The sequence below is a fragment of the Sphingomonas sp. JC676 genome (assembly GCF_014489075.1).
In the GTDB taxonomy this organism is placed as follows: Bacteria; Pseudomonadota; Alphaproteobacteria; order Sphingomonadales; family Sphingomonadaceae; genus Sphingomonas.
Genome location: NZ_JACTGR010000001.1, coordinates 459,668 through 482,047 on the forward strand (window position 1 = coordinate 459,668; position 22,380 = coordinate 482,047).

Below are 22,380 nucleotides of genomic sequence, written 5' to 3' on the forward strand. Positions count from 1 at the left end.
ATTCGGAAGACATTGATGACCGCCACGCACTCCACTCGCATGCTGATCCTCGGATCGGGGCCCGCCGGCCTGTCTGCCGCCATCTATGGCGCGCGCGCCGGTCTCGCGCCGATCGTCGTCCAGGGCATCCAGCCCGGCGGCCAGCTGATGACCACCACCGATGTCGAGAATTATCCCGGCTTCCGCGACGTCATCCAGGGGCCGTGGCTGATGCAGGAGATGCAGGCGCAGGCCGAGCATGTCGGCGCGCAGATGATGTGGGATACGATCGTCGAGGTCGACGTCTCCCAGCGCCCGTTCCGCATGGTGGGCGATGGCGGGACCGTCTATCTGGGCGACGTGCTGGTGATCGCCACCGGTGCCCAGGCGCGCTGGCTGGGGCTCGATTCGGAAGAGCTGCTGAAGGGCAAGGGCGTCAGCGCCTGCGCGACCTGCGACGGCTTCTTCTTCCGCGGCAAGAAGGTGGCGGTGATCGGCGGCGGCAATACCGCGGTGGAGGAGGCGCTCTACCTCACCAACCACAGCCATGACGTGACCCTGATCCACCGCCGCGATTCCTTCCGGGCCGAGAAGATCCTGCAGGATCGCCTGTTCGCGAACGAGAAGATCAACGTGATGTGGAACAAGAAGGTCGAGCGTTTCGTCGGCGGCGGCCAGCCCGAGGGCCTGGTGGGCATCGAGCTCAAGGACACGGTGACCGGCGAGCTTTCGACGGTCGAAGTCGATGGCGGCTTCGTCGCGATCGGCCACCACCCGGCGACCGAGCTGTTCCGCGGCCATATCGAACTCGATTCGGACGGCTATATCGTCGTCGAGAAGGGCACCACCAAGACCAGTGTTCCCGGCGTGTTCGCGTGCGGCGACGTGATGGACAAGCATTACCGCCAGGCGGTGACCGCGGCGGGAACGGGCTGCATGGCGGCGCTCGATTCGGAGCGCTTCCTGGCCGAAGCGGACTTCGAGACGGTGGCGCAGGCGGCGGAGTAAGTTGACACGGTTGACACCTGCTATGTGGAAAATCTCCTTGCCGCAGAAACAGGCCTCCGAGCGGTAGTATATTACCCTAAAGTCGCAAATGTCGCAGATTCCCCGTGGCTGCGCGCCTGCGCGCGAGCGGACTATATTCAGGATGAGAAAGAGCCTGCACGGGATTGCAGGTGAAATCCTACATCGCAAGATTGCTGTAGGCCGGCGGCGTCGGGTGAAATCCCCTTCGTCACCCCGGCCTTGTGCCGGGGTCCATTGTGCCGGGCGCGAGCCCTTTCAGGCTCTACATCTCGCCTCGACGATGGGTGGACCCCGGCACTTCGGCCGGGGTGACGGATGGGTGGTGGTTCAGGCGAGCGCCGCCAGCACCTTCGCGAACAGCCAGTCCTTGTCGGTGGCCGAGGCGAAGCTGTGGCTGGCGCTGTCGAGCTGCTCGATGCGGATGCGCGGACGGCCGGGTTCGAACGCCGGTGACTTGTACGCATCGGCGAAGGCGATCGCAGTGTTATCGCCTTTGGCCAGCAGGACGGTGATCGGTACTTGCGCCGATGCGAGCGTCCGGGCGAGGCGAGCAGGAATGCCGTCCGGGACTTCAGATTGTTTTTGGGAAACCTTGATCAGGCCCTTGAACAGTTTGGCGATATTCACTCCACCACGGAGCAAGCGGAGCCACTCGCGCGGGTCGCGCAGCTTCTGCGCGTAATGCGAGCGGATCGCGGCGGCGGGGGGCAGATCGTCGGTCGGTTCGATCACCCAGGGATTGGCGAGCAGCAACGCATCGATGCCGGCCGGCTTGTGGAAGAAGGCGAGCGCGGTGGCGGCGTCGCAATTGCCATAGGCGACGATCCGGGTGACGCCGGTTTCGGCGCGGAACGTGGCGGCAGCGGCGACGATGTCGTCCGCGCTGCTTTCATAGCCGCGATTCTCGCCGGTGGAATCGCCGATGCCGCGGCGATCGAAGCGAAACACGGAATGCCCCGCCTCTGCGACGCGCTGGGCAAGCAATGCCATGCCGCGATGTGCGCCGATGCGGATCTCGTTGCCGCCCGAGACGATCAGGAGGCCGGTGGGGCCGGGTGTCCCGTCGAGCGTGCCGAGCAGTGTTTCGCCGGCACAGGGGAAGGCGATCAGGCTTCGCATGCGTGGACCCAGGCGGCGATATCGTCGGCGAACAGGGCGGCGAGCGCGGGATCGTTGTCGGGTTCGGCGCGGCGCCAGAGCGGGGCGCCGGCAAAGCGCGCATCGGCGTTCTTCGGATCGGAATCGAGGCGGATCGTGCGGGCCGCTTCCAGACCGGCATTGCCGAGCTCGGTGAGGAAGGCCGAAGACAGGCTGTTTCCCGCAAAATCATCGCCGCCGCCGGCTTGCCGGACGCGGCTGAGCTCACGGAGCAACTCCGGCCCGGTCTGCGGGCTGAAGTGCCAGCGACCCGCGAGGATCGCCTTGCTGTCGAGCAGCGCGCCGCTGCGAATGGCGATCGAATAGGCTCGGCGGCCGGTGGCGCGGGCGGTGTCGGCGAAGGCGGAGCGAAGATTGGCGATCGCAATCTGGTGGGTGGGGACGACGCTGTCCCCTTGCCCCGGCAAGTCCGGCAGAGCGCCGGCAATCCCGCGCTCCGCCAGCGCGCGCAGGATCGTGACCACAAAAGTGCGAGTGCGATTGGCTTCCTCAAGCAGCGGCAGCGCTGCGACTACGACCGGGCCTTCCGGCGGGCCGAAGCGAAGCATCGCCTCGCGGCCGCCGGCCCAGTCATAGGTTTCGATCACCCCAAGGCCTTGGCGGCGGCGAAGCGGGTGAGGGCGCCGAAGGTCTCGAGCATCTCGCCATCGACCTCGTCATCCTCGATCAGGATGCCGAGCCGGTCCTCGATCTCGGTGAGCACGCCCGCCACGGCGAGCGAATCGAGTTCGGGCAGCGCGCCGAATAACGGCGTGTCCTCGCGGAACGCGGCAGCGCGCTCCTCGCTTAATCCCAGCACGTCGCGCAGCACGTCGCGGACGGTGTTTTCGACTATCGGCGACCCATCGGGTTGCAAGGCCTGTCCCCTAGCGGTGTTTTTTCGGCTCCGTAAGGGTTGGCGGAGGCGCTGCCAAGGGGAGCCTCCGTTGCCGGTACCGAGCGCGGACCCTAAGGGTGGCACGGATGATCGCGCTCGACCCCGTTCCGCACCCGATCGACACGCTGCCGTTGCGTGGGCAGCCCGATGCGGTGGCGCTGGAGGACAAGGGCGGGACGCTCACCTACGCCGCGCTCGAGGCGGCAGTGGGCGGCATGGCGCACTGGCTGAGCGGGCTAGGGCTGGCGCCTGGCGAGCGGGTGGCGACCTGGCTGCCCAAGACGCGGACCGCCTGCATGATGCCGCTGGCGGCGCCGCGCGCAAGGCTGATCCATGTGCCGGTCAATCCGGTGCTCAAGCGCGCGCAGGTGGCGCATATCCTGGCCGATAGCGGCGCGCGGGTGCTGGTGACGCAAGGCGCGCGGTTCCCGGCGCTGGAGCCCGGCGATGTGCCCGCGGACTGTCGGATCGTGGCCGAGGAGGAATTGATCTCGAGCGATGTCCTGCCGCCTTCGCGCGCTGACACCGACGCGCTGGCGGCCATCCTCTACACTTCGGGATCGACGGGGCGGCCCAAGGGCGTGATGCTTAGCCACGCCAATTTATGGCTGGGTGCCATTAGCGTGGCGCATTATCTTCAGATAGAATCTGAGGATCGCGTGCTGGGCGTGTTGCCGCTGAGCTTCGATTATGGGCAGAACCAGCTCTTCTCGACCTGGGCCGCGGGCGCGCGGGTGGTGCCGCTCGACTATCTGACCGCCCGCGACGTGGTGAAGGCGGTCGAGCGCTTCGCGGTCACGACGCTGGCGGGGGTACCGCCGCTGTGGGTGCAGCTGCTCGAAGCCGAATGGCCGGCGGCGACGGCTGCACGGCTCAAGCGGCTGACCAATTCGGGCGGAGCGCTGACCCGGGCGATGGTGAAGGGGCTGCGCGAGCGGTTCCCCCAGGCCCGGCTCTATCCGATGTACGGCCTGACCGAGGCGTTCCGCTCGACCTATCTCGATCCGTCGCTTGTGGATGCGAACCCGGATTCGATCGGGCGGGCGATCCCGTTCGCGGAGATCCTCGTGGTCGATGGCGAGGGGCGGCGTGCCAGACAGGGCGAACTTGTCCATGCCGGGCCGTTGGTGGCGCAGGGCTATTGGCGCGATTCCGAGCGGACCGCGCAGCGCTTCCGTCCGGCGCCGAACTTCGCCACAAGCGGGGGCATGGCGGTGTGGTCCGGAGATACGGTGATCGAGGGCGAAGACGGACTGCTGCGCTTCGTCGGGCGCGACGACGAGATGATCAAGTCTGCCGGCAACCGGATCAGCCCGACCGAGGTGGAGGAAGCGGTGCTCTCGGGCGACGAGACCGCAGAGGCGGCGGCGTTCGGCGTGGCGGACACCCGCCTGGGCCAGGCGATCGTGGTGGTGGCGCGGGGCGATGGCGCGCGCGAGCACGACCTGCGCGAGCGGCTGCGGCGCGAGCTGCCGAGCTTCATGCAGCCGGCGCGCTACGAATGGCGCGACGAATTGCCGCGCAACGCCAATGGCAAGCTCGACCGCGCGGCGCTGAAGGCGGGGCTGGCATGAGCAATCCCAAGCCCTTCGGTCCGATCCCTCCCGAGTTCGCCGGGCTGGATGCGCTGCCCTGGCTGGACGTGGCGACGCCGGCCTATGTCTATGATTTCGCGGTGACACGGGCGCGCGTGGCGCGGCTTCGGGCGGCGCTGCCGGAGCGTGTCGCGGTGCACTATGCGATCAAGGCGAATCCGTTCCCGCCGCTGCTCGCCGCGATCGCGCCGCTGGTCGACGGGCTGGACGTAGCTTCAGCAGGAGAGATGGCACGGGCGCTTGACGTCATGACGGCGGACGCGATCAGCTTTGCCGGGCCGGGCAAGCGCGACGAGGAACTCGATGCGGCGGTCCGCGCGGGGGTGACGATCAACTTGGAATCGATCGCCGAGGGACAGCGTGCGCTGGCGATCGGCAAGGCGCTGGGCGTGCGGCCAAGGCTGGCAGTGCGCGTGAACCCCGATTTCGAACTGCGCGGATCGGGGATGAAGATGGGCGGGCGCGCATCGCCCTTCGGGATCGAGAGCGCGCATGTGCCTGTGCTCGTCGAGCGGATCCTCGGCGAGGGCGCCGAATGGCGCGGGCTGCACATCTTCGCGGGGTCGCAATCGCTCGATACCGACGCGATCATCGCGACGCAGGCGGCGACGATCGATCTGGCCGCGCGGCTGGCCGAGGCGTGCGGCGCGCCGCCGCCGCTGGTCAATCTGGGAGGTGGGTTCGGCATTCCCTATTTTCCCGGCGACGCGCCGGTGGACGTCGAGGCGATCGGCGCCGCGCTGGGCGAGGCACTGGCGGCGCTGCCGGGCGTGCTGTCCGGATCGGCGTTCGCGATCGAGCTGGGGCGCTGGCTGGTCGGCGAGGCGGGCGTCTATCTGGCGCGCGTCGTCGATCGCAAGGTGAGCCAAAGCGAGACCTTCCTGGTCGTCGACGGCGGGCTCAACCACCATCTCGCCGCGACGGGCAATTTCGGCACCGTGGTGCGCCGCAACTATCCGGTCGCCTTGGCGCACCGGATGCAAGATGCGGCCGAGGAAGTGGTGAGCGTGGTCGGGCCGCTCTGTACGCCACTGGATCGGTTGGCGGATCGGGTGGCGCTGCCACAGGCGCAGGTGGGCGATCTGATCGCGATCTTCGCCTCCGGGGCCTATGGCGCGACGGCGAGTCCTTCGGCGTTTCTTGGGCATCCGCCGGCGGAAGAGTTCCTGATCGAATAGAGTGGCGATTACTTGCGTTGGTGAGAATTTGGGCCATTCTTCTTTCCCGCAATTGGGAGAGGAAAGATGGCATTTGTTAAATTCACGCGCCCCGACGATTCTCCGGTTTCGATCAATACGGCGGAGATACTGAAATTTTCTCCGGTGCCTACCGAGGGCCCGCTTGTCGGACCGCTTCGCGACGGGACCCGAATCTATTTCATCAACAAAGAACATCAGGACGTGAAAGAACTTGATGATGAAGTGCGGGCTCGCCTCAACTCCGCCTGACGTTTTGTCCGGTTTCCGCGCCATTTAGCGCCTAACGCTATCTTTACCTCTCCCGCGCATAGCTGCGGCTGATCCTGCGCGGGTTGGCTGCCGAGACGTTGGCGCCGCCTCCCCCCGCGCGGACGGGGAGCTCGAGCATGTTTTTTTCGTCAGTGACCAGGGGAATCGCGGTGCCGGTGCTGGGTGCCGTGCTGCTTTCGGGTTGCAGCAGCGGGGGCCGGCCCGAATTGCCGGCAGCCGCCTTCGTCGCCGGCCGCGAGGCGCCGAGCGACCAATATGTCATCGGGCCGCTGGACCAGCTCAACGTCTTCGTGTGGCGCAATCCCGAGCTCTCGGCCAAGGTCCAGGTGCGTCCCGACGGCCGCATCACCACGCCGCTGATCAGCGACATGCCCGCGGTCGGCAAGACCCCGGCGATGCTGGCGGACGACCTCAAGATCGCACTCGGCGAGTATATCAAGGACCCGATCGTATCGGTGATCGTCGAGAATTTCTCGGGCACCTACAGCCAGCAGGTCCGCGTCGTCGGCGCGACCGAGAAGCCGGCTTCGCTGCCGTACCGCGCCAATATGACGATCCTCGACGCGATGATCTCGGTCGGTGGGCTTTCGGAATTCGCCTCGGGCAACCGCGCGCGGCTTATCCGCTACGACAAGCAGACCGGCAAGCAGACCGAATTCCGCCTGCGCCTGGCCGACCTGCTCAAGGACGGCGATACCTCGGCCAACGTCAAGCTCGAGCCGGGCGACGTCGTGATCATCCCCCAGAGCATGTTCTAAGGGGCCGCGCGGGTGGGTAGCCTTTACGACGAAGTGCGCGCCGCGCTGCATGCGGTGTGGATGAAGCGCTGGGTGGCGCTGGCGGTGGCCTGGGCGATCTGCGTGGCCGGCTGGATGGTCGTGTCGCAGATGCCCAACCAATATGAATCGCGGGCGCGCGTCTTCGTGCAGCTCCGCCAGATCCTGCCGACCCAGACCGGCAATGTTGCGCTGGAGCAGCAGAAGGACATCGACCGGATCCGCCAGACGCTGACCAGCGCGGTGAACCTGGAGAAGGTCGTGCGCGGCACCGACATGGCGAAGACCGTTGCGACCGACCGCGACGTCGCAGACCGGGTGGCCGGGCTGCAAAAGGCGATCAAGCTCACCGCGCAGCAGGACAATCTGTTCGAGATCGCGGTGACCGGTCCGAACGGCAAGATGGCGCGCCAGATCGCGCAGAAATTGATCGACATCTTCGTCGAGGACAATCTGGCCGACAATCGGGACCAGACCAGCCAGTCGCTGCGCTTCCTCGACCAGCAGCTCGACGTGCGCCAGAAGGCGCTGCAGGAGGCCGAGGCCAAGAAGGCGGACTTCCAGTCGCGCTATCTGGGCGCGCTGCCGGGTACCGGATCGCTCGACGACCGGATCGGCGCAGCGCGGACGCAGCTGGCGCAGATCCAGTCCGACCTGGCGGCGGCACAGAGCAGCCTCGCCGCGATCAACGGGCAGATGGCGGGGACCGCGGCCAATGTGCCGGGCGCCGCCGGTACCGCGATGGCGGGACCTGCCCGTGCAAGGCTGGCGGCGATCCAGGGCCAGCTCGCCGATGCGCGGGCCAAGGGCTGGACCGACAATCATCCCGACGTGATCGCGCTCAAGAGCCAGCTTTCGGCGGCCACGGCCGCGGCGCGCAGCGAGCCCGTGATCAGCAATGGCGGCGGCGCCACCGGCAACCCGCTGTATCTGAGCCTGCGCTCAATGCAGGCCGACAAGGCTTCGCAGGTCGCGGCGCTCAACCAGCGCAAGGCGCAGATCGAGGGCGATCTCGCCGCGCTCAACGCCAAGATCGCCGATTCGCCGGGCGTTGCCGCCGAGCAGGGTCAGATCGAGCGCGAATACAGCGTGCTCAAGGACCAGTATGACAAATTGCTCACCGACCGCGAGCAGGTGCGGATCAACAGCCAGGCGCAGACCGAGACCGACGCGGTCAAGTTTAGTGTCATCGATCCACCCACCCAGCCGCGCGCGCCGACCGCGCCCAATCGGCCGCTGCTGCTGACTGCAGTGCTGATCGCGGGCCTGGGCGCCGGCGTGGCCGCGGCGTTCGCGCTCGGCAAGCTTCGCAGTACGTTCGACACCGCGGCGCGGCTGGAAAAGGCGAGCGGGCTGCCGGTGATCGGATCGATCGGCGAAGTCGTGACCGCCGCGCAGGTGGCGCTCCGCCGCCAGCGACTGACCTTGTTCGCGGGCGGGCTGGGCGCGCTGGGCCTGGCCTATCTAGGGCTGGTCGGCGTCGAATTCGTCCAGCGCGGCATGGGGGCCTGAGCCGATGAACGAACATACCCCCCGCCGCTATCGCGGATCGCTGCTCGAACGGGCGGCGGCGCAGAACCAGTTCGCGGTTCCGGGCACCGGCAACCAGCCGACCTTCGCCGTACCTGAACCGGCGCCGGCTCCGCAGCATGCTCCTCCGGCGCAGCCGGTCCAGGCGCCTGCCGCGCAGGAGCGCGAGGGTCCTCTGCTGCGCCGCGGCCATGAAGTCGAGACGCCCGCGCCCGAGCCGGTGATTGCGTCGGCGCCCGCGCCGGTTGCCGAACCCCTCATCCGTCCGGCGTCGGCGATGGTGCAGCCCGGCGTCCGCCGCTCGGCGCCGATCGACCGCGATGCCCTGGCCGAGGCGGGGATGCTCGTCCCGGGCGGGCCGATCACTCCGCTGGCGGAGGAATTCCGCATGGTGAAGCGCCAGCTTCTGCTCACCGCCCGCGCCGTGGCGGGGGCGGATGCCGATCGCGCACGGATGATCCTGGTCTGCTCGGCGCAGCCCGACGAGGGCAAGACCTTCTGCGCGATCAACCTCGCACTCTCGATGTCGGCCGAGAAGGACGTCGAGATCCTGCTGGTCGATGCCGATTTCGCCAAGCCCGACATCCTTGAGCGGCTGGGCCTGCCACAGGGCCCGGGCCTGCTCGACGCACTGACCGGCGACGTGGATGTCGAGGACTGCATCCTGGACACCGACGTTCCCCAGCTGTCGGTTCTCCCCGCCGGCACGCGCAGCGTCAGCGACACCGAATTGCTGGCCAGCGACAAGGCGCGTCGCATTCTCGACAAGCTGGCCGCGGCCAATCCGCGCCGCATCGTGATCTTCGATTCGCCTCCCGCGCTCGCGGCCTCGCCGGCATCGGTGCTGGCGCTCCATGCCGGGCAGGTGATGCTCGTCGTCCGCGCCGACCGCACCAGCGAGAGCGACCTGCGCGCCACCGTCGCCGCGCTCGACGGCTGCGAGCATATCCAGCTCGTCCTCAACTCGGTGTCGTTCCAGCCCGCCGGCCGCCGCTTCGGCAGCTATTACGAGGAGACGGGAAAGTGATCCGCTTCGGCATCGCCGCCGGCATCCTGGCGCTCGCGATCCAGCCCGTGAACGCACAGCGCCGCGTCCAGGTGACGCCCTATATCGAGGCGAGCCAGGTGCTCGCTGCCGATCTGGGGAGCGGCGGCGACGTGCTCACCTATTCGACGCTGAGCGCCGGCATCGACGCATCGGTGCATACGCGCCGCGTCGAGGTGCAGATCAGCTACCAGTATGAGCATCGCTTCTCCTACGACGACAATCTGACCGACGATCACACGCATAGCGGCCTTGCCCGCGCCAAGGCGGTGGTTGCTCCGGGACTGACCATCGAAGGCGGCGCGATCGCGACGCGCACCCGCGCGGATATCCGGGGCGATGCGCCGCAGAGTTTCGCCGGCAACACACGCAATGTGAGCCAGGTCTATTCGGCATATGCCGGGCCGAGCCTGGCGACGAATCTCGGCCACATGTTTATCAACGCGGCCTATCGCTTCGGCTATACCAAGGTCGAGGCGCCGGGCGATACGGGGGTGCCGGCCAACCAGCCGCGGCTCGACTATTACGACGATTCGAAGGTGCATGTGGCGACCGCCAGTGTTGGCGTGAAGTCGGGCACGGTGCTACCGGTCGGGATCACCGCGAGCGGATCGTTCACGCGTGAGGATGCCGGCCAGCTCGACCAGCGCTTCGAGGGCAAATATGGCCGCGGCGACGTGGTGCTGCCGGTCGCGCGTGGCGTCGCGCTCACCGCGGGCGTCGGCTATGAGCAGATCCAGATCAGCCAGCGCGATCCGGTGCTGAACGGCATCGGCGATCCGGTGCTCGATTCGCATGGCCGCTTCGTCACCGACAAGTCTTCGCCGCGCCGGATCGCCTATGACCTGAGCGGCGTCTTCTGGGATGCCGGCGTGATCTGGCGCCCGAGCACGCGCACCTTCCTGGAAGCGCGCGTGGGCCGCCGCTATGGCTCGATGAGCTATACCGGCTCGTTCAGCTATCAGATGGGCCCGGGCAGCGGCGTGCAGATCGGCGTCTATGACAGCGTCGAGAGCTTCGGCCAGCAGCTGAACGGCAGCCTGTCGACGCTGCCGACCGCGTTCGTCACCACCACCGATCCGTTCGGCAACCAGTTCAGCGGCTGCATCTACGGCACCGTGGGCAGCGCGACCGGCGGGTGCCTGAACAGCATCTTCGCCTCCGCGGTGACCTCCGCCTATCGCGCGCGCGGCGTCGCCGGCGTGGCGGTGCTCAACCGCGGCAACACCCGGTTCGGCATCGGCGGCGGCTATGCCAGGCGCACCTTCATCGCGCCCAACATACCCGGTGCCTTCACGCTGAACGGCATCGAGGACGAGAGCATCTATGGCCAGTTCTTCGCGTCGACCGATATCGGCCGCAACGGCCAGCTGAGCAGCAGCGTGTTCGCCAGCTATTACAACACCGATCTGCCGGGCAATGACGGCATCCTCGGCTGGGGCGCGAATACTGCGTATACGCATAGCTTCGGACATTTGGGGGCAACAATTTCGGCGGGCATATTCGGCTTCGATCGCGACGGCGACAGCAGCACATCGGCCCAGGCGCTGCTCGCAATGCGTTACGGATTCTAAAGGGAGCGTTGCTCTCGCGGAGTGAATGACGATGTACGACGACCATTACGGATTGAGCGGCCGGCCGTTCCAGCTGACGCCCGATCCCAATTTCTGGTTCGATACGGCCACGCACCGCAAGGCGATGGCCTATCTCGGCTATGGCCTGAGCCAGGGCGAGGGCTTTGTCGTGATTACCGGCGATCCCGGCGCGGGCAAGACCACGCTGATGGGCCATCTGCTCGCCGAGATCGACAGCGAGCGGCTGAACGTCATCAAGATCGTCTCCGCGCAGCTCGAGCCCGACGAGCTGCTGCGGCTGGTCTGCGCCGGTCTCCAGGTCGATGCCTCGGAGCTTTCCAAGGCGACGATGCTCGCGGCGATCGAGCGCGGGCTGCATACGATGGCGCGCAACGGCAAGCGTACCCTTCTGGTGGTCGACGAGGCGCAGGCGCTGCCGTTTGAGAGCCTGGAAGAGCTGCGCATGCTCTCCAACTTCCAGGCCGGCGGCTATCCGCTGCTTCAGATCTTCCTGCTCGGCCAGCCCGAGTTCCGCCTGACGCTGCATGAGACGCAGTTCGAGCAATTGCGCCAGCGCGTGATCGCGATGCATCATCTGGCGCCGATGGATGCCGACGAGGTCGAGCCCTATCTGATCCATCGGCTTTCCTGCGTCGGTTGGCGCGGCCGCCCGCGCTTCACCAATGACGGCATCGAGGCGATCTATCGCTGGTCGGGCGGCATTCCGCGTCGGGTGAACCAGCTTGCCAGCCGCGTATTGCTGTTTGGCGCGGTCGAGCAGATCGACAGCTTCGGTGGGCATGAGGTCGGCGCGGTGATCGCGGACCTCGACAATGACACGCCGGGCCGCGCGCACAGCCGCATCGCCGAGGCCTTCCCGAACCGCACCCCGGCGCCGATGCCGATGGGCACCCCGGTACCGCCCGAACCCGTTCAGCCGCGTCGGCGGAAGACCGATGCGGTGGCGGAAGGCGGCGATGTCGAGCAGCGCGTCGCGCAGCTCGAGGCGCAGGTGCGCCAGCAGGACGAGGCGCTGCGGCGCGTGCTGGCGTTGCTGGTCGATTGGGTAGAGAATGGCGAGGGCGAGCGGCCGGACATTTCCGCGCTGCGCCGAACCACGGTCTGAGGACATGATCACCAACGGGCTCTCGGTCGACGTCGAGGACTGGTTTCAGGTCGGCGCGTTCGAGAACACGATCTCGCGCGACGACTGGGATTCGCTCGAGCATCGCGTCGAGGCCAATACCGACAAGGTGCTGGCGCTGTTCGACGCCGGCGGGGTCAAGGCGACCTTCTTCACCCTGGGATGGGTGGCGGAGCGCTATCCGGCGCTGATCCGGCGCATCGCCGAGGCAGGGCATGAAGTCGCCAGCCATGGCTGGGACCATCGTCGCGTCTTCACCATGGGGCCCGAGCAATTCCGCGCCGATCTGGCCGCGGCACGCACCGCGCTGGAGGATGCCGCGGGCGTCGCCGTCACCGGCTATCGCGCGCCTAGCTTCTCGATCGACACCCGCACGCCCTGGGCGCACGAGGTGCTCGCGGACGAGGGCTATCTCTATTCGTCGAGCATCGCGCCGATCCGGCACGACCATTATGGCTGGCCCGACGCGCCGCGTGGCGCGCACCAGCCGGTGTGCGGATCCGAGCTGATCGAGCTGCCGATCACGATCGCGCGCTTCCTGGGCAAGGAAATCACCGCGGGCGGCGGCTTCTTCCGCCTGTTGCCGTCGGGGGTCACGCATCGCGCGGTCCGCCGGGCCAATCATCTCAACCGCGCGGCGATCTTCTATTTCCACCCCTGGGAGATCGATCCCGGCCAGCCGCGCGTGACCGATGCGCCGTTCAAATCCAGGCTGCGGCATTATTCGCGGCTGGGCGCGATGGCGGGCAAGCTCGAAAAGCTGATCGCCGGGCATCGCTGGGGCCGGATCGACCAGGTCGCGGCCGAGGCGATGCGGCGGCCGCAATGAACGCGCCGATGCTGAAGCGACCGATCGGCGTGCGGCTCGCCGATCTGGGGGATGCGATCGATGGTGCGCGGATCGGCGCCTGGGTGCAGGATCATGCGCAGGGGACGCCGTTTCATTTGCCCGCGTGGAGCGTGGCGGTGGCGCGCGGATGCCGCCAGCGCAGCCATTATCTGATCGCCGAGCGCGGCAAAAGCGAGATCGTCGGGGTGCTGCCACTCACCGAGATGCATTCGCCTTTGTTCGGCCGGGCGCTGGTTTCGACCGGGTTCGGCGTGGGCGGCGGCATATTGGCCGATACGCCGGCGGCGGTGGTCGAACTGGGTGAAGCGGCCTGGGCGCTGGCGGCCCGGCTCTGCTGCCCGAGGGTCGAGCTGCGTGGCGGCGCGCGGCCCGGCGAGGCCTGGCATATCGACGACACGACCTATCTGGGCTTTGTCCGGGACCTTGCGGTCGACGACGAGGCCGAATTGCTCGCGATCCCGCGCAAGCAGCGCGCCGAGGTCCGGCGTACGCTGGGCAACGATCTGGAGGTGCTCGCCGGGCGTCACCTGGGCGATGTGCGCGCGCATTATGCCGTTTATGCCGAGAGCGTCCGCAATCTCGGCACGCCCGTATTTCCCCTGAATCTTTTTTCCGAAGTTCTGCGCGAATTTGATAGTGCTGCGGATCTGCTTTTGGTCCGGCACCGGGGGGTGGCAGTGGCGAGCGTGTTGAGCCTCTATTGGAACGGCACGGTCTATCCTTACTGGGGTGGAGGCACCGCCGCGGCGCGGACGCTGCGCGCCAACGATGCCATGTATTTCGCGCTGATGGGGCATGCGCGCGAGCGGGGTTGCACGAAGTTCGATTTCGGGCGCTCGAAGGCCGGGACCGGCGCCGCCGCATTCAAGAAGAATTGGGGCTTCGAGCCCGAGCCGCTGACCTATTTCGCGCGCACCACCGATGGCGCGCCACCGCGCAGCGTCAATCCGCTCGATCCCAAATACCGGCTCCAGGTCGAGACCTGGAAGAAGCTGCCGCTGTGGCTGGCCAATCGCGTCGGTCCGTGGATCTCGCAGGGGCTGGGGTGATGGGCGACATATTGTTCCTCGCGCACCGGGTGCCCTATCCGCCGAACCGCGGGGACAAGATCCGTGGCTTCCACCTGCTCAAATATCTCTCGACCAAGAAGCGCGTGCACCTGATCGCCTTTGCCGATGATCCGGCGGATCTTCGCCAGAAGGACGGGCTGAAGCGCTATACCGGCAACCGCTCGATCGTGTGGCGATCGAAGGCGGGCGTCGTCGCCGGCCTGCGCGCGCTGGCCTCGCGGCGGCCGATATCGGTGGTTGCGTTCGACAATGCGGCGCTGCGGCTGTCGGTCGAGAATATCCTCGCGCGGCACGCGATCGACACGATCTTCATCTTCTCCGGGCAGATGGCGCAGTATCTGCCGGCGCGGCCGCGCCAGCGCGTCATCATGGATTTCGTCGACATGGATTCGGCCAAGTTCGCCGCCTATTCGAAGACTACCCGCTGGCCGATGTCGTGGGTGCATCGCCGCGAGGCGAATTTGCTCCAGCAGTTCGAGAAGCATGTCGCGGCGCGTGCGGATGCCAGCCTGTTCGTGAGCGAGGCCGAGGCGCAGCTGTTTCGCGACCGCACCGGCGCGGACTGCGTCCATGTGATCGAGAATGGCATCGACACCGAATATTATGATCCCACCGCCGAATTCCGCCGGATCGAGACGATGGACCCACTGGTCGTGTTCACCGGCCAGATGGACTACCGCCCCAATATCGAGGCGGTGACCTGGTTCGCCGAGGCGATCTTTCCGCACATCCGGCTGGTCCATCCCGAGGCGCGCTTCGCGATCGTCGGCCGCGCGCCGAGCGATGCGGTGAAGGCGCTCGCCAAATTGCCGGGCGTGACGGTGACCGGACCTGTGAACGACGTACGCGGCTGGCTGGCGGCGGCTTCGGTGGTGGTCGCGCCGCTCAAGATGGCGCGGGGCATCCAGAACAAGGTCCTCGAAGGCATGGCGATGGCGCGGCCGGTGGTCGCGTCGAGCGCGGCGGCCGAAGGGCTCGATCATGGAGGAACGATCCGCGTGGGATCGAGCGTCGCCGAGATCGCCGATGCGGTGAATGACCTGCTTTCACGCCCCGCCGAGGCAGCGGAACTCGGCGCTGTGGCCCGCCGGCAGGTGATCGAACGCTATAGTTGGGAGGCCCGCCTGGCGCCGCTCGACGCGGTATTGGGCCTGCCGCTGCGCGCGGCCAAGGCCGAGCGCATGGCGCGGAGGACGGCGGCATGACGGCAGCGATCCCCGCGCAGGCGATGTCTCCGGCGCACACGCGGTTCGACGCAAACTGGAAGCGACATGCTGCGATCCTGGCGAGTGCATGGGTGGCGCTGCTGCTGCTGTTCCGCCACGACACCGGCGATCTCGCGACGATCTACTGGACCAACACGACCTTCGGCCACTGCCTGTTCGTGGCGCCGGTGATCGCCTGGCTGGTCTGGCAGCGGCGGCGCGAGCTGGCGCTGGTGACGCCGCAGGGATGGTGGCCCGGGCTGGCTTTGGTCGCGGCGGGTGGATTGAGCTGGATCGTCGGTGACGCATCGAGCGTGGCGCTGTTCCGCCACGCCGGGCTGATCGTGATGCTCCAGGGCGCGGCGGTGACGGTGCTGGGGCTGAACGTGAGCCGAGCACTCCTGTTTCCGCTGACGTATATGCTCTTCCTGGTGCCCTTCGGCGAGTTCCTCGAGGGGCCGCTACAGGACATCACGATCGCGATGGTGATGCCGCTGCTGCACGTTTTCGGGGTGCCGGCGACGGTGGACGGCGTGCTGATCACGACCCCGAATGGCAATTTCGAGATCGCCGAGGCCTGTTCCGGCGCCAAGTTCCTCATCGCGATGGTCGCCTATGGGGTGCTCGTCGCGAACGTCTGTTACGTCGCCTGGCCGCGCCGCGCGGCGTTCATGGCGATGGCGATCGTCGTGCCGATCATCGCCAACGGGCTGCGCGCGTTCGGGACTATCTATGTCGCCTGGTGGACCTCGGTCGAGCGCGCCACGGGGCTGGATCATATCGTCTATGGCTGGGTGTTCTTCGGGCTGGTGATGGCGGCGGTGCTGGCGATCGGCTGGAAATGGTTCGATCGCGATCCCGATGCGGCGTGGTTCGATCCGGCGAAGCTCCAGGCGCCCGTTGGGCGGAAGATCGAAGCACCGATCGGAGCCTTGCTGGTGTTGACCGTTGCGAGCCTGTTCCTCGGCTGGTCGAGCCTGATCGCCGCGCGCGCCGCGCCGCTTCCCGCGCGCGTCGAGCTGCCGCAGGTGCCGGGCTGGCAGCGCGTGGCGATGAGCACTAGCGCGCCCTGGTCGCCCCATTATCCCGGCGCCGATCATTTCCTGATCGGGCGCTATGCCGATGGCCAGGGCAGGGCGGTCGACCTCGCCGTTGCGGTCTATGGCACGCAGCACGAGGGCAAGGAGCTGGTCGGGTTCGGCATCGGCGCGATCCGTGAAAATGACCGCTGGGTGCGGATAGAAGACGAACCGGGCTTTGCGCGGGGTGCGGCGATGCGCATGACGGGGCCGGGGAGGGTAGAACGCGAGGTTGTGACTTGGTACCGGCTCGGTGACGTACTGACCGGGAGCGACAAGCGCGTGAAGCTGGAAACATTGAAGGCCAAGCTGCTGGGCGGCAACCAGGCCGCCGTGGCGGTGCTGGTATCCGCCGAACAGACCGACGACGCCGCTGCGCGTGACAGTATCCAGGCGTTCCTGAAGGCGCTGGGCCCGGTGGAGAGGCTCGCCGACCGCATGGCCGGCACGCGCTGACCGTGTCCAACTTCGTCATCCCCGCGAAAGCGGGGACCCAACTTGTGCACGTGCCACACTGTAAGCCGACGGGATGCTCCACCGACCAGCAAAGGAGCTGGGTCCCCGCGTTCGCGGGGATGACGATGTATGGGGAGGATGTCCGGTAATGTGCGGCATCGCTGGCTTGTACTACCCCGCCATCGCCAAGCCGGTCGATCCCGCGCGCATCGTGACGATGACCGACGCTCTGGCGCATCGCGGCCCCGACGGGTCGGGCGTGTGGACGGCGCCGGGAGTCGGACTGGGGCATCGCCGGCTTGCGATCATCGACCTGGAAGGCGGTGTCCAGCCGATGGCGACACCTGACAGCCAAGTGGTCGTCACCTACAATGGCGAGATCTACAATTTCCAGGAGGTCCGCGCCGAGCTGGAGAGACTGGGCGCGCGTTTTCAGACCGACAGCGATACCGAAGTGCTGCTCCATGGCTGGCGCGCCTGGGGCCCGGACATGCTCGACCGGCTGAATGGCATGTTCGCCTTCGCGCTCTACGATGCCGGGCGGCGAAGCCTGTTCCTGGCGCGCGACCGGTTCGGCGTGAAGCCGCTCCATTATGTCGAGCTTTCGGACGGCGCGGTGGCCTTCGCGTCCGAGCTGAAGGGGCTGCTCGCGCATCCTTTGTTCCGTCGCACGCCCGATTTTCGCGCAGTCGAGGATTATCTGGGTCTCGGTTACGTACCCGACGATGCGTCGATGCTCGCGGGGGTGAAGAAGCTTCCTGCCGGGCATTTTCTGCTGATCGAGCGTGGCCGACCGGTGCCCGATCCGGTGCGCTGGTGGGATATCGACTTCTCCAAGCGTGCGACCGGCAAGGTACGCGATCTCGAAGCCGAACTGGTCGAGCATATGCGCGCCGCGGTGCGCTCGCGGATGATCGCCGACGTGCCGCTGGGTGCGTTCCTCTCGGGCGGGGTCGACAGTTCGGCGGTGGTCGCGCTGATGGCCGAGGCGAGCCGCGCCGCGGTCAAGACCTGTACGATCGGCTTCGACGAGGCCGATCATGACGAGACCTCGCACGCGCAGATCGTCGCCGACCGTTTCGCGACCAGCCACAATATCCGCACCGTGGATTCGGACGATTTCGGGCTGATCGACACGCTGGTTGCGGCGTTCGACGAGCCCTTTGCCGATGCGTCCGCCCTGCCGACCTATCGTGTCTGTCAGCTCGCTCGCGAGACCGTCACGGTGGCGCTGTCGGGCGATGGCGCGGACGAGGCGATGGCGGGCTATCGCCGCTACAAGTTCTTCGCGGCCGAGGAGCGGATGCGCGCGCTGCTGCCGCAGCAATTCCGCTCGAGCGTGTTCGGCACGCTCGGCCGGCTCTACCCCAAGGCCGATTGGGCGCCGCGCCCGTTTCGCGCCAAGACGACCTTGCTCGCGCTCGCCGAAGGGGGTGAGTTTGCCTATCCCAAGGCGGTGGGCGTCACCGGCCCGGCGCTGCGCCGCAAGCTCTATAGCCTGGAGGCGATCAAGGCACTGAACGGGCACAGCGCCGAGCAGCGCTATGTCGATACGATGCGCCGCGCGCCGGCGCGCGACGGGCTCGACCGCGCGCAATATGCCGATATCAAGCACTGGCTGCCGGGCGACATCCTGACCAAGGTGGATCGCGCGAGCATGGCGGTGAGCCTGGAGGCGCGCGAGCCGCTGCTCGACTATCGCTTCGTTCAGTTCGCCGCGACGCTGCCGCCATCGCTCCGCATCCGGGCGGGGCAGGGCAAGTGGCTGATGAAGAAGGCACTGGAGCCCTGGCTGCCCAAGGAGATCCTCTATCGCCCCAAAATGGGGTTCGTGACGCCAGTGAGCGCGTGGTTCCGCAAGGGTCTGGCCGAGGAGGCGGCGGGACTGGCGCAATCGCCAGTGCTGGTGGGGACCGGCTGGTTCGACGCGAAGACGATCGCAAGGCTCGCCGATGACCACCGCGCCGGCCGTGCCGAGCATGGCCGCACCTTATGGCAGCTGCTGATGCTGGAACGCAGCCTTGCGCGGCTGTTCGGGTGATGTTGGTGACGTCTGCTCTTGGTGGATTGCGGCATCGCGCTGGGCGTTACGCGCTTTGAGCCAAGCTGAAGATCCACCGGGGACACGACGTGGTGCATTAATCCAACGAAAGAGTATGCTGGCGGTACTATGAGCCACTTTCGTATCCCCCCCGCTCCCGTTTCCCCCACGCTCGTTTCGCGCCGCAGCACGCTGGTGATGCTGTCGTCGACCGCCGTGCTTGCCGCATGCAGCAGCAGCGGCGGCGGGTCGCCCACGCCGTCCCCGACGCCCACGCCGGCGCCGACCCCGGTACCCACGCCTACGCCCACCCCGACGCCGGTGACGGGGCCTGCATGGTTCAGCTACGGCCATGATGCACAGCACACGGCGGTGAGCGCGATCGCATCGCAGGATCTCGGGCACATCGCCTGGACCTCCGCCGTCGACCTTGCCCCGCAATATACCCCGTCCGGCGCGCTGCTCACGCACTATGGCTCGCCGGTCGTGACGACGCACAACACCGTGGTAATCCCGGTGAAGACCACCGCCACCGGCGGCTATCGCGTCGAAGGCCGCGACGGAGCGACCGGCGCACTCTTGTGGTCGGCCACCACCGACTATGTCATGCCCCCGCGCAACTGGCTGCCGCCCTACAACCTGCTGCTCACGCAGCAGGGCCGCCTCTATGCGCCGGGTGCGGGCGGCAAGCTGCTGATCCGCGCCGACGCGGACGCGGCCAACGGCACATTCGCAGCGCAGCTGTTCTACGGTGCGGCTGTGTACAACGCCAATCCCGCCGCGTTCGACAGCACCGTGTTCATCAACACGCCGCTGACGGCCGATGCGCAGGGCAACCTCTTCTTCGGCTTCCAGGTGACCGGCGCGAACCCGGCGGGGCTGGTCAGCGGCATCGCCCGGGTCTCGCCCGACGGCACGGGCATCTGGGTGAGCGCCGCCACGGCAGCCGTCGACCCCTCGATCCAGAAGCCCGTGATGAACTGCGCGCCGGCGATCTCGATCGATGGCGGCACGGTCTATATCGCGGTGAACAGGGGCTCGACGAATGCGACACAGACGGGCTTCCTGCTCGCGCTCGACAGCACCACGCTCGCGACCCGCGCCAGGGTCGCGTTGATCGATCCGAACCTGCTTGCCCCCGCACGCCTCAGCGACGACGGCACGGCCTCGCCGGTGGTCGGCCCTGACGGCCGCGTGTTCTACGGTGTGCTGGAAGCGCAGTTCCCGACCCACAACGCGCGGGGCTGGCTGCTGCAGTTCGATGCCTTGCTCAATCCGGTGGGTGTGCCGGGCAGTTTCGGCTGGGACGTGTCGCCCAGCGTGATTCCCGCGTCGATGGTGCCGTCCTATGCTGGCACGTCGACCTATCTGCTCGCGCAGAAGTACAACAATTATAACGGCGTGGGCACGGGCAACGGGCTCAATCGGCTCGCCATACTCGACCCGAAGACCAGCCAGGCCGATACCATCGTGCCGAGCGTGCAGGTGATGCGCGAAGTGCTGACGATCCTCGGGCCGACGCTGGACGCCGGTTCGGCCACGGCGCGGCGCGAATGGTGCATCAACACGATGGCCGCGGACCCAGCGCGCAAGTCGATCCTCGCGAACAACGAGGACGGCATATTGTATCGTTGGGACCTCGTGACGAACACGCTGTCGCAGAGCGTGCGGCTCAACTCCGGACTCGGCCAGGCCTATACGCCGACCTTGGTGGGCGCCGATGGTGCCGTCTACGCGATCAGCAACGCGACCCTGTATTCGATCCGCGCCAGCTAGGATTGGCCTGGTCGAACGGCGGTAATGCCTTCGGCGACCCGTTCAGGAGACGCCCTCACCGACGAAACGGGTCGCTGAAGCGCGCATCCTTCGTGAGAACCGGGTCGCTCAGCGTCATCAGGAAGGCAACCAGCGCTGCCCGATCCGCCGCACTGAGGTTCAGGCGCTGTGGCCCGCGACCCTGCCGCAGGCGATTGTCGATCGCGGCGCTCGCCTGGATGCCGTGGTCGTAGAAGTCGACGACCTCCGCCAGGGTCGCGAAGCGGCCGTCGTGCATATACGGCCCCGTCAGTCCGACGCTGCGCAGCGATGGCGCCTTGAACAGGCGCGTCTCGCCGGCGTCCAGGCCGTTGCTTCGCGCGTTGGCGGCCAGGGCGAAGGTCGGGGGAAGGTGGCAGGAGGAGCAGCCGGCGCCTCCCTGTCCGACACCCGTCATGAACAAGTGTCGGCCCCGATTTTCCTGGGGCGTGAAGTTGGGCAGGTCGAGGTTCAGCGCGCGGTCTGGCGCGGTGGGCGAGAAGACCTGCGCATAGCCGGTATCCCACCGGCTCGAGCTCGAGACCATCGCGCGCACGAACTGGGCGAGCGCCTGCTGGATGCGCGGTTCGGTGATTATGGGGCTGCCGAACGCCCAGGCGAACAGATCCGGATAATAGGTCGTCGCGCCCATCTTCCGGGTCAGCGCGTCAAAGCCGCCCGCGGCCCCGCCCCATCCCATTTCGACCAGACTGTGAAGCGGGATGCTCGCCTGCGCCTCCACGCTGGGCGCGCGCCGATCCCAAAAGGTGGAGCCGGGCTGCCAGTAACGTAGATTGCCGAGCCGCATCGCGTGGAAGTCGGTGGTGGCCGCGTTGCTGATCCCGTTGCTGAACCGCATCGAGTCGGTAAAGCCGAGCGCCTGCCGATGACAGGAGGCGCAGGAGGCCTTGTCATTGGTGCTCAGCCGCAGGTCGTAGAACAGCACCCGTCCGAGTGTCGCGACCCGATCATTGACGGCGTTGGACGCTGGGCTGTGGTCCAGCGCCTTCACCGTCTGATCGAAATAGGCGGGAAGCGTCGGCGCGGAATAATCGGCGACGTTTGCGAAGTCGATGGTGGTGAATTTCGCAACACCCGCGGGGGTGGCGGACGGCTGGGCGTTTTTCCCGTCTCCGCACGCCGCCAGCGCCAGCGTCAAAGCGCTCACGACCAGCCGTCTTATGCTCCCCAAGCGCATCGTACCCCTTTGTGTGTCGCTTGTCGTAACGTGACGCACCGATACCGCCTAGGCCCCGTGCAGAAGCGCCAATCCCGCATGCAGCGTCAGCGCAGCCAGCGCGACCGTCGACAGCACGAACAAAGGGAAGCGGACCGAGATCTTGTTGAAGGTCGCCTGCACGATGCTGTGGGCGATGCGCAGACCGATATAGGCCCAGGCGATCCACGCATTCATGCCATTGCCGGAGCCCAGCAGCGCAAGCGCCAGCGCGATCGCGTAGAACAAAGTCGGTTGTTCCATGAGATGGTTGTAGTTGTGCGCCGGCCATTGCGCGCGCTCGTCGATCATGCCGTCGAGAATGCCGGGCCGCCCGCCGCGCGCCTTCGACATGTCGATCCCCGCCTTTTTCAGTGCGGGTAGCCGGATGGCCATCATCCAGACGCACATGATGATCGTCCAGGCGACAAGCGTTACGACGGGCGCGAGAATTTGGCTGTGCATGTTTTCCTCCCCAGAAACGGAAAGGCTG

General features: G+C 67.1%; 20 protein-coding genes. 15 read left to right on the forward strand and 5 right to left on the reverse strand.

Annotation, left to right across the window (positions count from 1 at the left end; all coding sequences use genetic code 11):
* The first annotated feature begins 15 nt into the window (after positions 1–15).
* The gene (trxB, locus tag IAG41_RS02165) at positions 16–987 is read left to right on the forward strand and encodes a thioredoxin-disulfide reductase (RefSeq protein WP_187726928.1); all 972 of its coding nucleotides are present in this window, start codon (positions 16–18) and stop codon (positions 985–987) included.
* 348 nt (positions 988–1,335) lie between these two features.
* Here the strand turns inward: trxB and IAG41_RS02170 are convergent, their stop codons facing one another.
* The 3 genes from IAG41_RS02170 to IAG41_RS02180 are packed head-to-tail and all read right to left on the reverse strand — an operon-like array spanning position 1,336 to position 3,022.
* On the reverse strand, positions 1,336–2,127 hold the full coding sequence (locus IAG41_RS02170) for a hydrolase 1, exosortase A system-associated (protein WP_187726929.1): 792 nt from the start codon (positions 2,125–2,127) through the stop codon (positions 1,336–1,338).
* Positions 2,115–2,753: a hypothetical protein gene (locus IAG41_RS02175; RefSeq protein ID WP_187726930.1), complete on the reverse strand. Its 639-nt coding sequence runs from the start codon at positions 2,751–2,753 to the stop codon at positions 2,115–2,117. Before IAG41_RS02175 ends, IAG41_RS02170 begins: the two co-directional genes overlap by 13 nt.
* On the reverse strand, positions 2,750–3,022 hold the full coding sequence (locus IAG41_RS02180; RefSeq protein ID WP_187726931.1) for an acyl carrier protein: 273 nt from the start codon (positions 3,020–3,022) through the stop codon (positions 2,750–2,752). The genes IAG41_RS02175 and IAG41_RS02180 overlap by 4 nt, the downstream gene beginning before the upstream one ends.
* Positions 3,023–3,129: 107 nt before the next feature.
* Here IAG41_RS02180 and IAG41_RS02185 point away from each other — a divergent pair, with 107 nt between their 5' ends.
* The 14 genes from IAG41_RS02185 to IAG41_RS02250 all read left to right on the forward strand — a co-directional run bounded on the left by IAG41_RS02185 (position 3,130) and on the right by IAG41_RS02250 (position 20,653).
* Positions 3,130–4,617 carry an acyl-CoA ligase (AMP-forming), exosortase A system-associated gene (locus IAG41_RS02185; RefSeq protein ID WP_187726932.1) on the forward strand — a complete coding sequence of 496 codons (1,488 nt, stop codon included), beginning with the start codon at positions 3,130–3,132 and terminating at the stop codon, positions 4,615–4,617.
* Complete coding sequence (locus IAG41_RS02190) at positions 4,614–5,816, forward strand: pyridoxal-dependent decarboxylase, exosortase A system-associated (RefSeq protein WP_187726933.1); 1,203 nt, start codon at positions 4,614–4,616, stop codon at positions 5,814–5,816. The genes IAG41_RS02185 and IAG41_RS02190 overlap by 4 nt, the downstream gene beginning before the upstream one ends.
* Positions 5,817–5,882: 66 nt before the next feature.
* Positions 5,883–6,086, forward strand: coding sequence for a hypothetical protein (locus tag IAG41_RS02195; RefSeq protein WP_187726934.1), 204 nt, complete (start codon positions 5,883–5,885; stop codon positions 6,084–6,086).
* A 137-nt stretch (positions 6,087–6,223) separates the two neighbouring features.
* Positions 6,224–6,865, forward strand: a complete 642-nt coding sequence (locus IAG41_RS02200) for an XrtA/PEP-CTERM system exopolysaccharide export protein (protein WP_187726935.1) — start codon at positions 6,224–6,226, stop codon at positions 6,863–6,865.
* Positions 6,866–6,877: 12 nt separating this feature from the next.
* Complete coding sequence (locus IAG41_RS02205; RefSeq protein WP_187726936.1) at positions 6,878–8,395, forward strand: XrtA system polysaccharide chain length determinant; 1,518 nt, start codon at positions 6,878–6,880, stop codon at positions 8,393–8,395.
* Positions 8,396–8,399: 4 nt separating this feature from the next.
* Positions 8,400–9,440 carry an AAA family ATPase gene (locus IAG41_RS02210; protein ID WP_187726937.1) on the forward strand — a complete coding sequence of 347 codons (1,041 nt, stop codon included), beginning with the start codon at positions 8,400–8,402 and terminating at the stop codon, positions 9,438–9,440.
* Positions 9,437–11,032 (forward strand): hypothetical protein, encoded by a 1,596-nt coding sequence (locus IAG41_RS02215; protein ID WP_316251068.1) that lies wholly within the window; start codon positions 9,437–9,439, stop codon positions 11,030–11,032. Before IAG41_RS02210 ends, IAG41_RS02215 begins: the two co-directional genes overlap by 4 nt.
* Positions 11,033–11,063: 31 nt before the next feature.
* Positions 11,064–12,158, forward strand: coding sequence for an ExeA family protein (locus IAG41_RS02220; RefSeq protein WP_187727836.1), 1,095 nt, complete (start codon positions 11,064–11,066; stop codon positions 12,156–12,158).
* Positions 12,159–12,162: 4 nt separating this feature from the next.
* Entirely contained in the window at positions 12,163–13,005 is an 843-nt protein-coding gene (locus IAG41_RS02225; RefSeq protein WP_187726938.1) for an XrtA system polysaccharide deacetylase, read from the forward strand.
* The gene (locus tag IAG41_RS02230; RefSeq protein WP_187726939.1) at positions 13,002–14,075 is read left to right on the forward strand and encodes a FemAB family XrtA/PEP-CTERM system-associated protein; all 1,074 of its coding nucleotides are present in this window, start codon (positions 13,002–13,004) and stop codon (positions 14,073–14,075) included. Before IAG41_RS02225 ends, IAG41_RS02230 begins: the two co-directional genes overlap by 4 nt.
* Positions 14,075–15,301, forward strand: coding sequence for a TIGR03087 family PEP-CTERM/XrtA system glycosyltransferase (locus tag IAG41_RS02235; RefSeq protein WP_187726940.1), 1,227 nt, complete (start codon positions 14,075–14,077; stop codon positions 15,299–15,301). The genes IAG41_RS02230 and IAG41_RS02235 overlap by 1 nt, the downstream gene beginning before the upstream one ends.
* Positions 15,298–16,836 carry an exosortase A gene (gene xrtA / locus IAG41_RS02240; RefSeq protein WP_187726941.1) on the forward strand — a complete coding sequence of 513 codons (1,539 nt, stop codon included), beginning with the start codon at positions 15,298–15,300 and terminating at the stop codon, positions 16,834–16,836. The genes IAG41_RS02235 and xrtA overlap by 4 nt, the downstream gene beginning before the upstream one ends.
* Positions 16,837–16,984: 148 nt before the next feature.
* Positions 16,985–18,877, forward strand: coding sequence for an XrtA/PEP-CTERM system amidotransferase (locus IAG41_RS02245; RefSeq protein WP_187726942.1), 1,893 nt, complete (start codon positions 16,985–16,987; stop codon positions 18,875–18,877).
* A 129-nt stretch (positions 18,878–19,006) separates the two neighbouring features.
* Positions 19,007–20,653, forward strand: coding sequence for a hypothetical protein (locus tag IAG41_RS02250; RefSeq protein WP_187726943.1), 1,647 nt, complete (start codon positions 19,007–19,009; stop codon positions 20,651–20,653).
* A gap of 55 nt (positions 20,654–20,708) precedes the next feature.
* On the opposite strand, the gene IAG41_RS02255 is transcribed toward IAG41_RS02250, so the two are convergent.
* Positions 20,709–21,830 carry a cytochrome-c peroxidase gene (locus tag IAG41_RS02255; RefSeq protein ID WP_187726944.1) on the reverse strand — a complete coding sequence of 374 codons (1,122 nt, stop codon included), beginning with the start codon at positions 21,828–21,830 and terminating at the stop codon, positions 20,709–20,711.
* Between the two features lie 87 nt (positions 21,831–21,917).
* Positions 21,918–22,352, reverse strand: a complete 435-nt coding sequence (locus IAG41_RS02260; RefSeq protein WP_187726945.1) for an MAPEG family protein — start codon at positions 22,350–22,352, stop codon at positions 21,918–21,920.
* Between the last annotated feature and the right edge of the window lie 28 nt (positions 22,353–22,380).